Raw genomic sequence first — 15,115 nt, forward strand, 5'->3', positions numbered from 1 at the left:
GGCAATAATGAAAGTCCTGACTCTTATTATCACACTGAGCATGGCCCTGTGCCATGCTCTGCCTGCTTTCAGTATGATGGCGCAATTATCTGCGCCGGTCACACTGAACGAAAAACCGCAGCGTATTGTGACTATCTTTTCATCAAATACCGAAATTGTGGCTATCCTCGGACTGGCTGACAATATCGCCGGTATTGATGCCTATACCTATTTTCCCGATGAAATCAAAAATAAACCGTTAATCGGCGGCCGCCTCGGGTTTTCTCTTGAGCGGATCATTGAACTGAAACCGGATCTGGTGATTATGACCCCTGCCCGCCAGGCCACGCATCAGTTATTAACACCGCTGCGCAAATTCGGCATTCCTGTGCTGGTACTGGAGGGAAACAGTATTGAGGAAATTATCCGTAATATCCGTCTGGTGGCTCAGGTCACCAAAACAACGGAAAAAGGCGAACAGGTGGCGGCGGAGATGGAACAGCGGTTGCACAATGTTCAGCAAAAGCCCGCCGGTTACCGCGCACCAAGGGTCATTATGATCACCGGTCAGGTTAGTAACGGGTTATTACTGGTTGCCAGGCCGCAGGCGTATAAAAAAACACCGGGATACACCGCCGATTCCATTTTAAAAGCGGGCGGAACCCTGGCGCTGGAGGAATATAAACAGGCCGGACCGGCGCTGAAACAGGTATCCCCGGAAGCGGTTATCGCCGCCGACCCGGATATTATTTTGTACACCATTTCCGGAGACAAAATCCGGGATTTACTGACACTTCCCGGCTGGTCACAAATGAAAGCTGTTAAAAATAATGATATTTATCCGGTCAAAAGTGCATATGTGCTTATTCCCGGCCCGCGGATTATTGATGGCATTGAATATATGTCTGACATCTTTGAGCAATGGAGCCTGAGACAGTGAAAATAGTCAGTCTGTTACTCATTCTCTTCGCTGCATTTATTTTCTCCGCCTGTGCGGGACATACATGGGAGAGTCCGCTGAAGGTGGTAAGCGCCCTGTTTTACAGTGATGATTTAACATCCCGCCTATTAACCGAATGGCGTTTACCGCGTGTAATTACCGCCGGATTTACCGGGGCATTACTGGGATTAAGCGGTGCCATTTTTCAGGGGGTATTCCGCAATCCGCTGGCAGAGCCGTGGTTATTAGGATCCTCCGGCGGGGCCGCGATCGGCGGAACAGTGGCATTATTAGTGCCGCTCGGCTTACCGCTGGCGGTATCGCTGCCCTTATTTGCCTTCAGCGGGGCACTGGCGGCGATATTTATTGTGTTATCCGTCTCCCGGATTGCGGGGTCACTGGATACCGCCACGCTGTTATTAACCGGGGTGGCCGTCAGCGCGGTATTAAATGCCGCCCGTTCGTTTATGATGATGGCATTATCCGATGAAAGTACCAGCCTCCAGGTGGTATTAAGCTGGATTCTGGGCGGAATACAAACTCCGTCCGGAGAAGGTCTGATCATCAGCCTGATATTAACCCTGGCCGCCATTTTATTATCCGTTTATCTGTTATCTGACGGGCTGGATTTAATGGGACTGGACAGAACAATGGCTATGAGTTTCGGTTTATCTGTTGAACGGTTTACCGTGCTGGCCTTAATTGCCGGGTCTGCCATTGTCGCGATTGCCGTTTCACTCGGCGGCGTTGTTGGTTTTATCGGGCTGATTGCTCCGCATATTGCCCGCTGGCAGGTCGGTGCCCGTCATAAATATGTACTGCCCGCCTCAGCTGTTATTGGTGCCGCACTGGTAATGTTCTCCGATGCATTATCGCGCAGCCTGCTGCCGCCGGGGGAAATACCGCTCGGGCTGATCACCGCCTTTATCGGCGGCCCTTTCTTTATTTATCTGCTGGCGAAACGGGTGAGAAAATCATGATCACAGTGAATAAACTGAACGTCCGTAAACAGGATAAAACAATACTGACAGTTGATTCCCTGCATTTACCCGCCAGAGGCAGCATTGCCCTTATCGGCCCGAACGGCTCCGGTAAATCCACCCTGATAAAGGCCTTATCCGGGCTTGACCGGGAGGTATTCAGCGCCGTTACCCTGGACGGGAAAAATATCAGCCGTTATAAAGGCGCTGCGCGGATGCAGAAAATCGGTCTTATTCCGCAGAGTTTTAATCCCTGCTGGGATCAGCGCACAGAGGAATTAATTTCGCTGGCCGCAGAGCGGGCATCTGACCCGAAAGCCGCAAAAGAAGCCGCCTGCCGCAAATATGAATTACAGCCGTTACTGGATAAACACTGGCATATATTATCAGGCGGGGAAAAAAGCCGGGTACTGACCGCAATGGCACTGATGTGTGATCCGCCGGTGATATTTGCTGATGAACCCGGTGCGGCACTGGATATAAAACACCGGATGCAGCTGATTGAGGATTTAACGGCACAGGGAAAAGAAAAACTGGTGGTGGTGTGTCTGCACGAGCTGGATATGGTATTCCGCTATTTTGAATCAGTTATTGTGCTATCACAGGGACAACTGCGCTATTTCGGTTCATCTGCCGCACTGCTGGAATCCTCTTTATTAAATGAGGTCTTTGATGTGGAATTCCGCAAAATAGAAATGGATGGTTACAGCACGGTGTATGCACATACGATTATCCGCCCGTAAAAATAATCCGGCGGCTGTTTTCTGCCGCCGGATTAACGTTTTTATGACATAAACGGATAATCGGTATACCCTTCGGCACCACCGCCGTAGAAGGATTCCGGACGCTGCGGGTTCAGCGGTACTTTTTTCGCCAGACGCGCGGCCAGATCCGGGTTGGCGATATAATCGCGGCCAAATGCCACCGCATCAATCAGCCCTTTTTCAATCAGATCTTCCGCTTTTTCCGGGGTATAGGCCCCGGCACCGATAATCACACCACGGAACAGAGAACGAACCTTACGACGGAAATCTTCGCTGTACGGCTTGCCGCCTGCCCAGTCCGGCTCGGACATATGCAGATAGGCAATATTGCGTTTATTCAGTTCCTCAATCAGATACAGCGCATCCGCCTCTTCATCCGGGCCGTTGCTCATATTCTGGAATGAACCGATTGGCGATACACGGATCCCAATGTGTTCCGGTCCCCACTCTGCACAAACGGCATCCACCACTTCCAGCACCAGACGAGCACGGTTTTCGCGGCTGCCGCCGTACTGATCGGTGCGGTGGTTGGCATCCGGTGATAAGAACTGGTGCAGCAGATAGCCGTGAGCGGAGTGCAGTTCTGCCATATCAAATCCGGCCTCCCGTGCATTAGCTACCGCCTGACGGAAATCATTCACAATCCCCGGGATTTCACTGGTTTCCAGCGCACGCGGCATGGAGGTATCAACACGGATAGCGTGACCGTTTTCATCACGCAGTGAGGTGCGGGTACCGGCACTGATCGCAGACGGTGCTACCGGTGCCTGTTGGCCCGGCTGAATGCTGTTATGGGAAATCCGCCCTGTATGCCACAACTGGACAGCAATGTGGCCGCCTGCCTCATGCACACCGGCCGTGATTTTTTTCCAGGCTGCAATCTGTTCCGGACTGTGCAGCCCCGGCGCACCGGCATAACCTTTAGCCTGTGCCGAAATTTGAGTGGCTTCCGAGATAATCAGCCCTGCACCGGCACGCTGGCGGTAATATTCACCCATCAGCGGGGTCGGGATATCGCCGGGTTCGATACTGCGCAGCCGGGTCAGCGGCGCCATAAATACGCGGTTCGGTGCGGTAAAGGCGCCCACTTTCAGCGGGGTGAACAGTTTTTTCTGTGACAATGGTTGTTGTGACATAGTAACTCCGGATTAGACCAGTCGACTAGTTTTCAGATAAATAAAAACGCCTGCGAAAAAAAATTACTCAGGCGCGGTAATCAGTGTTTCAACATGCGCCAGTGCACTTTCCAGCGGCGCGGTACTGCGGGAAATTTTTGCCTGCAAATTTGCCCCCAGCCATAATGAATAAAATACCTGTGCGGCGTGCTGTGCATCGCCCTGAAACGTCAGTGAATTTTCTTTCCTTCCGTTTTCCAGGGTTTGCGCCAGCAGCGCGATCACTTTACTGACGCCCTTATCCATCGCGGCATTCATATCTTCCGATAAATCACACACTTCGGCGGATAATTTGACCGTCAGACAGCCCTGAATACGGCTGTGCTGACAGGCATTTTTCAGAATATCGCCGTAATACGCGAGAAAGCGATCACGGTAATTCCCCGGGCCGTGCTCAAAATGACCGGTCAGGCGTTCCAGGTAATCTTCGTAGTAGCGTTCCAGCAGAGCTACGCCGAATAATTCCTTGGAACGGAAATAGTGATAAAACGAGCCCTTCGGCACCCCGGCCGTTTTCAGCAGTTCACTCAGCCCCATGCCGGTAAAGCCGCGCTGAAGACACAGGCGTTCGCCGGTAGCCAGAAGATGTTCGCGGGTATCATGTTCAGTGTGTTTGTTCATGACGATACTCTAATAGACCGACCGGTCTGTTGCAAGTTTATTTAAAACAAATTTCGCCCCAGCGTGCCAGACCGGCGGTTACCGAGCCGAAATCGTTTCCTCTGACCACCGGTATTCCCGGTAATTGTGCCTCAATCGCACGGCATAACACCGGCGAACGGCCTGACCCGCCGGTGATAAAGATAGTATCCGGTGTTGCGCCGCCCTGTTGCACTGCATCATTCACCAGGGAAATCATTTTATCTTTCGGGGAGGAAATCGATTCTTCCATTTCTGCCGCGCTGATGTCTGTTTCCAGCGTTTCACTGAGCAGGCGGATCGCCGCACGGTACTCCGGTGAGGCTGAAAGCGCGATTTTTGCCTCTTCCGCCCGGCGGACAATGCTGTAACCCAGGCTCTGGTTATACACTTCCAGCAGACGCAGCAGTTTTTCCGGCTCTGCCGCATCCCGCTTCAGTTGCTGTAACAGTGTGAGATTCTGGCGGGAGTAGAACTCTTTCTGTGCTTCCACATTATTAATGGCGATCGGGTTCCAGAATTGCATCAGCGGCATTTCGATACCGGAAGCCGCGCGGCTGTTCATCCCGAACAGCGGCATCAGCTGTTTAAAGGCCAGATAGATATCAAGATCGTTTCCGCCGACCCGCTGCCCGCTGTGTGCCAGCAGACTACCGGTGCGATCAGCCTGTCCCCGGTAACCCGGTCCCATGCGGATAAGCGAGCAGTCGGTGGTACCGCCGCCGATATCCACCACCAGCACCGTCTGATCCGTATTCAGAACCGATTCATATTCCAGCCCGGCGGCCACCGGTTCAAACTGAAAGGTAATTTGCTGAAAACCGGCACGTTTTGCCGCCCGCAGAAGAATGGCCTCCGCCTGCTGATTGGCGGTTTCGCCGCCCAGTCCGTGGAAGTTAACCGGTCTGCCTATCACCGTTTCGGTGATGATTTCCTGTGTTGAACGCTCTGCCTGAGATTTGATATTCGCCATCATGGCACAGACCAGATCCTCAAAGAAGCTGATTTGCACATCATGCAGCCCGGAGGCGCCGAGAAAGGATTTCGGGGATTTGACGTAATACACGTCACGCGGATCATTAAGATAGAGTTCCAGCGCGGCCTGGCCGAACAGAATATCCTCCGGCACCAGCTCAATACTTTCTTCGCGGTTAAAAGCGATAGAGCGGCGCAATAACTGTTCGCCGGTATTATCTGACGGCAGAATATCGCGGTGACGGAATAAGTGTTCGGAAACGGATTCACGCGTCGGTGCACACAGGGTGGACGGAATATAGACATTATCACCCTCCAGCGGTAATAACACCGGAGTGCCCTCTTTCATCACTGCCACTGAGCAGTTGGATGTTCCGTAATCAAAACCAATAAACATAATGCCTCCGCTGTTTGCCATGCCGGAAAAAAGCCGGAAACTTTACCGCAGACAACGGGGAAATACCAATAAAAAACGCGGAAACAACAGGCGGGAAAAGTGATCCGGGAGTGATCCCCCGGATCAGGTCAGTTATTCAACATCATCCAGCATGGCCGGTGACGGAATAAAGAACAGTGTGCCGGTCACAGCAGTACTGAATTTCAGTAATTCATCGGTGGCACCGGTTTCTTTTCCGGCGAACATGTTTTCCAGCATTCTGCGGGTGGTGGAGAAATAACGGGCGTAGCCGATAAAATAGGTACCGTGCTCATTTTTGGCCGGGTTGGAGAACGGCATATTGGCGCGGACAATTTTCAGGTCATTGCCCTCTTCGTCCTGAATATTGGTCACCACATTGTGGGAGCCCGGGATTTTCTGCTCATCGGTCAGTTCGACATCATTGAATTTATGACGACCGATGACTTTTTCCTGATCTTCGGTGCTCAGGTTCTGCCAGGCATCCATATCGTGAATATATTTCTGCACAAAAGCATAACTGCCGCCGGCAAATTCCGGATCTTCGTCGCCGATAACCGCATATTCTTTGCGCTCATCCTCAAATTCCGGGTTTTCTGTCCCGTCGACAAAGCCGATAATCGCGCGGCCGTCCATATAACGGAAGCCGTGAACTTCATCCTCACAGGTCACTGCACCGCTCAGAGCTCGGCTGATAATGGAACCCAGCTCGTAACAGGCGGACACATTCAGGGCGCGGATATGAAAGAAGATATCACCGGGGGTGGATACGGCGGTAAAGCGCGGTCCCTTAATTGCTTCAAAGGTATTCAGTTCACGGGGTTTGCCCGCATCCGGAAACAGTTTTTGCCACGCATCCGCCCCGAAGCCCATCACACAACTGACCTCCAGTTTCGGAAAGCGGTTACGGATGCTGCGCAGAATACCGGACAGATCATTACACAGCGTAACAACCGTCTCCCTCGTTTGCGGGGTATCTGTCAGATTAAAAACGAGGAAATAGGAATTCTCACCGGGCGTGTCAGTCACATTTTGGTATTTCATACTTTCTCCATACATTTCTTATTCTGAATAGTATCTGTCGTTATGGTACACCAATTGACAGGCTACGGACGGTGACCGGGCAAAAATATTCTGAACGGACATGTAATACCCGTATTTTATGTGACAGTGTCACCAGTAAGGGTTTGCAGATATCAGCGCTTACGGCGGAACAGCTGTAACAGCCCTTTTACGGTCACATCCAGCTGGCTGCCTTCCTCATAGTTTGCGGGTACCACATAGTTTGCCCGCTCTTCCGCAATCAGCTTGCCGACCTTGTTCTGTGTTTCCGGATTGCCCCATTTCTTCTGATCAAACACCGCCAGCGAGAAACCGCCCTGATAACGCACCATCTTCATGGCCGGGATATCGGTATCACCATCACCGAAATAGATCATATGGCGGAACTGCACAGCGCGTTCTTCCTGCTCGATAAAATGATTAACAGCCACATTATCCCATGAGTTATGTATTCCCTTGTTTATCCGGAATAAAAACTGTGTTTTGGTGGTGTAATTGATAGCCTGAGCAGGCCACTGTGCTGTTTTTCCGTCAGCGGAATAGTGATATTTACAGGCAAAAATATCGCGGAATTCATGGCCGATAGCCGTGCCGCGGATCATACCGTCCAGTCCGCTGGACAGAATATAGTGTTCCGGGTCCAGCCCCTGCTCATGAGCCCAGGTATTGATCCGGCTGAACCACTCTGTCACACCGGGAAACAACGGAATCGTCGCACCGTGTTTCTTCAGGTTTTCAATGCTCAGTTCCTCTGACTTTTTATTCGCAGCCTTGGCGGCCAGTAATCCCATATAGGAGAGGATTTCGTCGCCGTCATCTGCTTTGGCAAACCGCTTCACTTCCCGCCAGAATGCTTTCATGTCACTGATACCCAGTGCAGGCATCAGTCCGTGCTCCGGACAGTCACCTTCTGCCAGGGTGCCGTCAAAATCATAAATCAGCGCACATTTGAGTTTTTCTGTCATTTCACCTCTTCCCCTGAAGCGCGCACGGTTTCACGGACTTTTTCCGCAAAACGCTGTGCATCCTGAATAATTTCATTTTCATTGACGGTCAGTAACTGCCGGTCTTCCATCAGGATCACACCGTCGACAATGGTATGGCGGACATTGGCACCGTTTGCGCCATAAACCAGGGCGGCATACGGGCTGTACACCGGCACCATATTCGGCGCTTTGGTATCCACCACAATGATATCTGCCAGTTTCCCGGTTTCCAGTGAGCCGATTTTATCATCCATATGCAGTGCACGGGCCGATCCCATGGTCGCCATTTCAACCACGGTCAGCGGCGGCATGGCCGCGCGGTTTTTGGTTTCCAGCTTATGGATTTTACCGACCAGGTTGAGCTCATTCATGGTGGTTAATGTATTGGAGGACATCGGCCCGTCGGTACCGAGACCGGTGCGGATCCCTTTTTCCAGCATTTGCGTGACCGGTGCCACGCCTTTGGCGGATTTAGTGTTGGCGCTGATATTGTGTGCCACCCCGACATCATATTTTTTCAGCAGATTCAGGTCATTTTCATCGGCCATAATCACATGCGCCGCCAGCAGGCGGTTATTCAGCACGCCGATATCCGCCATATACTGCACCGGGCTTTTCCCGCCGGTGCGTTTGGCGATCTCTTCTTTTTCACGATCTGTTTCCGCCAGATGGATCATCACCGGTACATTCAGTTCTTCAGACAGTGCCGCGATTTTCTGTAAGTTTTCAGTGGTATTGGTATACGGGGCATGCGGGGCAAATGCCGGTGTGATGCGCGGATGATCTTTGTATTTATTGATAAAGCGCACCGCATACGCTATCCCTTCTTCCGGCGTCTGTGCATCCGCAACCGGGAAATTAATGATGGTCTCACCCAGCACGGCGCGTAAACCTGCTTTATCTACGGTCTTCGCAACCTCATCTTCGAAATAATACATATCGGCATAGGTGGTCACGCCGCCTTTAATCATTTCGATATTGGCCAGATTAGCGCCGGTGCGCACCATATCGCGGGAAACCAGTTTATTTTCCAGCGGGAAAATATAGCGGTGCAGGCGATCCGGCACATCATCCCCGAGAGAGCGGAAAACCGTCATCGAGCCGTGAGTGTGGGTGTTTATCAGCCCCGGCATGACAATATCGCCTTTTACATCCAGCACTTTTTTTGCCTGATATTTCGCTGTCAGCTCAGGGCCGCCGACGGCGACAATTTTTCCGTCACTGACCACCACGGTACCGTGCTCAAATACGGTATTTTCCGGGTTCATGGTCAGCACGGTGCCGTCCGTTATCATCAGATCTGCCGGGTCGGCAGCATAAGCGGAGCAGGCAGCAGCAAGCAGTGTGGTGGCAAACGCGCGGGACAATGACATAGTAACCTCATGACTGAACGGAAAAACCTACTATATCACCGCCATTAATCCACTTCCAACCAGCGGATTTCATTGAAATGCGGACGGATAATCACTAGTATTGCAGGGTTTATAACTCCTTCCATGGATAACCCCTGTTTATGCTGAATAACTATGTTCTGCGCAGTGTCCGCTACATGCTGGATCTGAGTGACGCAAAAATGGCCGAAATCACCGGACTTGCCGGATTAACTGTCACCAAAGCGCAGATGAGCGACTGGCTGAAAAAAGAAGATGAAGCGGATTATCAGCTTTGTGATGATAATGTAACCGGTCATTTTCTCAACGGACTGATTATTTTCCGTCGCGGCAAAGATGAAAGCCGTCCGGTACCGGCGGTGGATGCCCGTCTGACCAACAATATTATCCTGAAAAAATTGCGCGTTGCGTTTGAACTGAAGGATACGGATATGGCGGATATTTTTCAGCGTGCCGACTTCCGTGTGTCAAAACCGGAAATCAGCGCCCTGTTCCGTAATCCGGATCACAAGAATTACCGCGACTGCGGTGACCAACTGCTGCGCTATTTCCTGAAAGGTCTGACATCCCGCATCCGCGGCTGACAGATAATGATGCCGGGTGTTATCACCCGGCAGAGTGTTATGCTGGTTTGTTATTCTGTTTCCGCTTGCGGTATTGCAGCCAGCCGAATAAAACCCCGGCGGCAGCGCCGCTCAGATGGGATTCCACCGAGACGAATTGCTGTCCCGGAAACAGTCCGCTGATCATGCCGCCGTAATAAATCAGCACCACAATACCAATAATAATATCCAGTGGTTTGCGGCGGAAAATCCCCTGATAAATCAGTAATGCCCACAAGCCGAATATCCAGCCGCTCGCCCCGACATGCACTGCCGTCCGCCCGAATAACCAGACCAGCAATCCACCCACGATAATAATAAACAGGGACGCCTTAATATAATGTTTCACTGACGGGATCATCAGTAACACACTGAGAATTAACAGCGGCGGCAGATTACTGAATAAATGCCCCCAACTGCTGTGAATAAAAGGTGCAAGGAAAATACCGAACAGCCCGTTAACCGTACGCGGCTCAATACCCAGCGCAGTTAATCCCCCGCCGGTCAGTGTGGTCAGTAACTGTACCGCCATTAAAAACAGCACAAAATACAGCCCGTTTCTCAGATAGATTTTTATACCGCTCTGCGCAGGCTGTTCTGTGTTATCGATAGTGTTTTTTGTCATTTCCCGGTCCGTTGGGTGATGGAGTCCGCCCCACTATAGCGAAATTTTGTGTCCCTTCCATCCTGATTTTTCAAATGCAAATGAAAATAATTACCATCATTATTGACTGGGGGTCGGTCGATGTATATGCTTCAGCTGTTCCGATCAACTGAGAAAATCCTCATGCGCCGATTACTGAGTTCTTACCCTGTTGTTATTAAATCTGTTATTACATCTGCTTTCTCTGTCTCATTTCTGTCTGTTCCGGTTGTTTATGCCGAAGCGGAAGATGTCGTCTATGTCACGGCGGCGGATGATGAACATTATGAACCGCGCGGTTATGGTGCTCTCCGTCAGTCTGCGGCAACAAAAGGCTCTGCCTCACTGGCTGAAACGCCGCAGTTTGTATCAGTGATCCGCCGTGATCAGCTTGATACCCTGCCGGCTGAATCCCTCAGCAAAGCGCTGCGCTACAGCGCCGGGGTGGCCAGTGAAAAATTCGGGGGCTTCGGCAATAGCATTGATTTTTCGAAAATGCGCGGCTTTGATGCGGATTATTATCTCGACGGCCTGCGGGTCGCGGGTAACAGCGGGATCTGGGGCGCACAGGTGGATTCCTGGCTGCTCGAAAGTATCGAAGCCGTTCACGGCCCCTCATCTGCGTTGTATGGTCAGGGCGGTGCCGGTGGCGTTATCAATATGCAGTCCCGGCTGCCGCAGACGGAGGAGTCTCATCAAATTCAGTTTCAGGGCGGCAATTATGATAACAATGCGCTGCGGTTTGATAGCACCGGTGCACTGAATGAGGATGAAACCTGGCTTTACCGGATGATCGGTTCAGCGGCCTCTTCCGGTTCACAGATTGAAAATACAAAACAGTCCCGTTATCTGATCGCCCCTTCAGTCACCTGGCGTCCTCTGGACAATCTCCGGTGGACAGTAGCCGGTGTATATCAGCATGACCCCTATACCGGTTATTACAACACACTTCCCGCTGCCGCTCTCGGTCTGTTACCGAACCCTTACGGTGAACTGGACAGACATCATAACTACAGTAATCCGGATCATGAAAAATCGGGCCGCACACAACAATCTATCACGTCACTGGTTAACTGGCAGGTTTCAGATTCGCTGACGCTGAAACACGTTATGCCGATGTGAAATCCCGTGTCCGCCGTGATTTTACCCGCGGATTTGTGCAGGATAACCGCCTGCTGACAGCGGTGTATCAGGATTCCCCGTCCCGGGCCAGAACCCTGGCAGCAGATAACCAACTGATTTACAAAACCCTCACCGGCCCGGTATCCCATGAAATTCTGACCGGCTTTGATCTTCAGACCGGTAAGCTGGATAAGGACTGGTCAGGCTCGCAAACAGTGACATTTGATCCGTACGGTTCTCACTACCGCCCGCAGTTTACGCCGCACATGACATCATCCACCTCCACCGGTCAGACTTACCGGCGCTATGGTGTTTATATGCAGGATCATCTGCGCTGGCAGCAATGGAGCCTGATTTTAAGCGGCCGTTATGATGATTCCTCGCTGAAAACCACCAACAACCTCAGCGGAACAACACAAAACACTGATACCTCAGCTTACAGCCACCGTGCGGGGCTGACCTACACCTTCAGCAGTGGTTTTTCTCCCTGGATAAGTATCTCCGACAGTTTTGATCCGGTATTGGGAACAGACGCGGACGGCAAGGCATTTGTGCCGACAGAATCTGACCAGACAGAAGCCGGGGTAAAATACCTGAGTGATAACGGCGATATTATGGCGAGCCTCGCAGTCTATGAGCTGACCCAGAAAAATGTCACCACTCATAACCCGAAAAACCCGGATTACTATAACCAGACCGGCAAAGTCCGTTCCCGCGGGCTGGAGTTTGAGAGCCGCATGGCCGTGACACCGTCACTTAATCTTATGCTGGGTTATGCTTTTCCCGATAATGTAATCACGGAATCGGATGACAAATCCGTACTGAATAAACGCCCTGTTCAGGTGCCGCGCCACAGTGGTTCACTCTGGGCGGATTACCGCTTTCAGGGCCGTTATCTTGACGGCGCACTGATCGGCGCCGGTGTCCGCTATCTCGGTGCGACTCAGGGGGATAACACCAACAGCTTTACGGTACCTGCCGTCTGGCTGGGGGATGTCAGCCTGCGTTATCAGATGGACGCGCTGACACCGGAACTGAGCGGAATGGAACTGGGTGTCACCATCAGCAATATCGCCAATACATCTTATGTGGCGGGCTGTACCAGCTCCACTTATTGCAGCATTGGTAATGACCGCACCGTTGTCGCCACCCTTAACTATTTCTTCTGAGGGCGGTGACACTATGGATCATCTGAAACGGCGTCTTCTGAAACACAGCCTGCTGTTTTCCGCACTGGCCGCACTGCCGGGCGGATTATCCGCCGCACCGGAACAGCAGTTCATTACCGATATACGCGGCCGACAGATTGACTGCCGGCTCACACCGCAGCGAATCTATGTGGCGGATGCATCTCTGATGTTTCTGTATGCCTCACTGACCGGAAAACAGCTGACAGAAAAACTGGCAGCCATTCCGGCGGCTTTCCGCCATGCGGATGAACTGAGCTATCAGCAATACAGCCGGGCGTTTCCGTCACTGGCTGCCCTGCCGAACCTTGTACCACTGGCCGGGGCACAGGCAAACACAGAAACCATTATTGAACTGCATCCTGACATTATTTTTGTCACTACCGGTACATTTTCCGCCATGGAAACCGGCGGGATCACCGCATTACTGGAACGCGCCGGGATACAGATTGTTGTACTGGATATGAGTATCAGCCCGCTGAAAAACACGCCGCGCAGTATCGCCGTTATGGGCGCTGTTCTTGGTGTGCCGGACAGAGCCGCTGAGATGATCGCCTTTATTCATTCACATCTTGCTCTCGTGACATCGCGGCTGGCTGCCGCACCTTACCGCCCGGTTCCGGTTCTGCTGGAACGTGCCGCCGGATTCAGTGCGGAATGCTGTTATGCCTATGGCAACGGCAATTTCGCGGAATTTCTGACCTGTGCGGGTGGTAAAAATATCGGCGCTGATTATATTGACGGCACCTACGGAACGCTCAATCAGGAAACCATCATCCATACCCGGCCGGAGAAAGTGATTGTCACCGGCGGGCAATGGCAGAGCTATAACCCCGGCGGTGACTGGGTGGGGCTCGGCCCGGGGGCTGATCTTACGGTAGCGGAAAGACAGCTGGCTGTCCTGATGAAACGCCCTGCCTTTAAAACCCTCGCCGCCGTACAACAGCGGGAGTGTTATGCCATCTGGCACGCCTTCTATGACAGCCCTTTCGGCTTTATCGCAGTCCTGAAATTCGCTGCCTGGCTGCATCCGGCACTGTTTGCGGATATTGATGCTGATGCGGTATTCCGTTCATTTTATCAGCAGTTTCTGCCGGTACCGTGGCAGCCGGGTTACTGGGTATCACTGCGCCCAGAATCATAACGATAAGGATAATATTGATGACAACGATTTTTTCACCCGATGCACTGCGGATCAAAACAGAGGAAAAGAGTCAGGGACGGCGGACCGTGATTTATTCCGCCAAAGGTCAGCCGAATTTTATGTATCAGATTTGCCGTGATGATCTTCCTGCTCTGCATCCGGCATTTTGTGTGAACGGGCAGATAATTGATGCTTTTTTCTATGCCTGCTACCCGGGCAGCCTGCATGACGGAGAGCTTATCAGTCAGCCGGGAAAAGCACCGGCCTGTCATCTGAATCTGCCGGAATTCCGGCAGTTGGCACAACAAACCGGGCCCGGATTTCATCTCAGCAGTAATGCAGAATGGACCGCGCTGATGCACTGTATTGATCAGCAGAATAATATTCCTGACGGTAATACCGATTATGGCCGCAGCCTGCGTCATCCGGAGCAAAGCGCGGTGCGGATTGACGGCAAACCCGCCGGTGATCTCAGCGGGGAAGCCAATACGCTGACCGGATCACCCCACCCGGACTGGTATCATAATCAGCAACTGACCGGGATCAGTGACCTGTGCGGGAATCTGTGGGAATGGCAGACCGGTGTCCGGCTGATGGCAGGTGAAATTCAGCTGATCCGCGATAATGATATCAGTGCGTTACCGGCAGATGCACCGCTGTTATGGCAGGCAGTGGATATGCAGAGCGGACAATATTGTGCACCCGGTATGCCCGGGACGGCAAAATATGACTCACCGTCCGCCTGTCTGACCGGCAACGGCGGCACACCATTGCTGTCAGAAAATATTACACATTATAACGGCGACCCGGCTGACAACAGCTATCCGCCGGGACTGCTCGACGGCCCGTTCTTCAGTATGAAAACAGCCGCTAATCTGCCCGTGCCGCATCTGTTACAACAGAACAGACTCGCGCCGTACGGGGAAAAACCACAGACTGACCAGATCTATCTGCGCAATTACGGGGAGCGGGCACTGATGCGCGGCGGTGCCTGGTATTCTCAGGAATTTGCCGGGGTCAGTGCTTTTTGTCTGAGTCACACCGCGCTGCACCGCAGTGCCACTGTCGGCGGACGCACAGCGTGGATAGTGCCGCGCAGCTGATTAAAACC

15 protein-coding genes are annotated in these 15,115 nt (G+C 52.2%); 8 read left to right on the plus strand and 7 right to left on the minus strand.

The features are described from left to right. Nucleotides 1-7 precede the first annotated feature (7 nt). The 3 genes from ACSBQN_RS05925 to ACSBQN_RS05935 are packed head-to-tail and all read left to right on the plus strand — an operon-like array spanning nt 8 to nt 2,642. Nucleotides 8-919, plus strand: coding sequence for an ABC transporter substrate-binding protein (locus ACSBQN_RS05925; protein WP_024473045.1), 912 nt, complete (start codon nt 8-10; stop codon nt 917-919). After that, the gene (locus ACSBQN_RS05930) at nt 916-1,899 is read left to right on the plus strand and encodes a FecCD family ABC transporter permease (RefSeq protein WP_004239350.1); all 984 of its coding nucleotides are present in this window, start codon (nt 916-918) and stop codon (nt 1,897-1,899) included. The genes ACSBQN_RS05925 and ACSBQN_RS05930 overlap by 4 nt, the downstream gene beginning before the upstream one ends. Beyond that, nucleotides 1,896-2,642 carry an ABC transporter ATP-binding protein gene (locus tag ACSBQN_RS05935; RefSeq protein WP_024473046.1) on the plus strand — a complete coding sequence of 249 codons (747 nt, stop codon included), beginning with the start codon at nt 1,896-1,898 and terminating at the stop codon, nt 2,640-2,642. Before ACSBQN_RS05930 ends, ACSBQN_RS05935 begins: the two co-directional genes overlap by 4 nt. Before the next feature lie 41 nt (nt 2,643-2,683). Here ACSBQN_RS05935 and ACSBQN_RS05940 read toward each other — a convergent pair whose 3' ends face one another. From ACSBQN_RS05940 to ACSBQN_RS05965, 6 genes are all read right to left on the minus strand, one after another. Further along, on the minus strand, nt 2,684-3,784 hold the full coding sequence (locus tag ACSBQN_RS05940; protein WP_024473047.1) for an alkene reductase: 1,101 nt from the start codon (nt 3,782-3,784) through the stop codon (nt 2,684-2,686). A gap of 78 nt (nt 3,785-3,862) precedes the next feature. Then, entirely contained in the window at nt 3,863-4,459 is a 597-nt protein-coding gene (locus tag ACSBQN_RS05945; protein ID WP_024473048.1) for a TetR/AcrR family transcriptional regulator, read from the minus strand. A 37-nt stretch (nt 4,460-4,496) separates the two neighbouring features. Continuing rightward, complete coding sequence (yegD, locus tag ACSBQN_RS05950) at nt 4,497-5,849, minus strand: molecular chaperone (protein ID WP_024473049.1); 1,353 nt, start codon at nt 5,847-5,849, stop codon at nt 4,497-4,499. Between the two features lie 132 nt (nt 5,850-5,981). Then, nucleotides 5,982-6,911: a Dyp-type peroxidase gene (locus ACSBQN_RS05955; RefSeq protein WP_434991634.1), complete on the minus strand. Its 930-nt coding sequence runs from the start codon at nt 6,909-6,911 to the stop codon at nt 5,982-5,984. A 152-nt stretch (nt 6,912-7,063) separates the two neighbouring features. After that, the gene (locus ACSBQN_RS05960) at nt 7,064-7,894 is read right to left on the minus strand and encodes a haloacid dehalogenase-like hydrolase (protein WP_119312788.1); all 831 of its coding nucleotides are present in this window, start codon (nt 7,892-7,894) and stop codon (nt 7,064-7,066) included. Beyond that, the gene (locus ACSBQN_RS05965) at nt 7,891-9,288 is read right to left on the minus strand and encodes an amidohydrolase (protein ID WP_024473052.1); all 1,398 of its coding nucleotides are present in this window, start codon (nt 9,286-9,288) and stop codon (nt 7,891-7,893) included. Before ACSBQN_RS05965 ends, ACSBQN_RS05960 begins: the two co-directional genes overlap by 4 nt. 140 nt (nt 9,289-9,428) lie before the next feature. On the opposite strand from ACSBQN_RS05965, the gene ACSBQN_RS05970 reads away from it, so the two are divergent. Further along, nucleotides 9,429-9,890, plus strand: a complete 462-nt coding sequence (locus ACSBQN_RS05970) for a DUF1456 family protein (protein ID WP_004237586.1) — start codon at nt 9,429-9,431, stop codon at nt 9,888-9,890. Between the two features lie 37 nt (nt 9,891-9,927). Here the strand turns inward: ACSBQN_RS05970 and ACSBQN_RS05975 are convergent, their stop codons facing one another. Beyond that, entirely contained in the window at nt 9,928-10,533 is a 606-nt protein-coding gene (locus tag ACSBQN_RS05975) for a rhomboid family intramembrane serine protease (protein WP_024473054.1), read from the minus strand. Nucleotides 10,534-10,695: 162 nt separating this feature from the next. Here ACSBQN_RS05975 and ACSBQN_RS05980 point away from each other — a divergent pair, with 162 nt between their 5' ends. The 4 genes from ACSBQN_RS05980 to ACSBQN_RS05995 are packed head-to-tail and all read left to right on the plus strand — an operon-like array spanning nt 10,696 to nt 15,107. After that, complete coding sequence (locus ACSBQN_RS05980) at nt 10,696-11,673, plus strand: TonB-dependent siderophore receptor (RefSeq protein ID WP_434991635.1); 978 nt, start codon at nt 10,696-10,698, stop codon at nt 11,671-11,673. Next, entirely contained in the window at nt 11,670-12,842 is a 1,173-nt protein-coding gene (locus tag ACSBQN_RS05985; RefSeq protein ID WP_434991636.1) for a TonB-dependent siderophore receptor, read from the plus strand. Before ACSBQN_RS05980 ends, ACSBQN_RS05985 begins: the two co-directional genes overlap by 4 nt. 13 nt (nt 12,843-12,855) lie before the next feature. Next, entirely contained in the window at nt 12,856-14,004 is a 1,149-nt protein-coding gene (locus ACSBQN_RS05990; RefSeq protein WP_201893173.1) for an ABC transporter substrate-binding protein, read from the plus strand. A gap of 17 nt (nt 14,005-14,021) precedes the next feature. Beyond that, entirely contained in the window at nt 14,022-15,107 is a 1,086-nt protein-coding gene (locus tag ACSBQN_RS05995) for a hypothetical protein (RefSeq protein ID WP_354632774.1), read from the plus strand. The last annotated feature ends 8 nt before the right edge of the window (nt 15,108-15,115 follow it).

Origin of the sequence: Morganella sp. B601 (assembly GCF_051172335.1) — a bacterium.
GTDB lineage: Bacteria > Pseudomonadota > Gammaproteobacteria > Enterobacterales > Enterobacteriaceae > Morganella > Morganella morganii.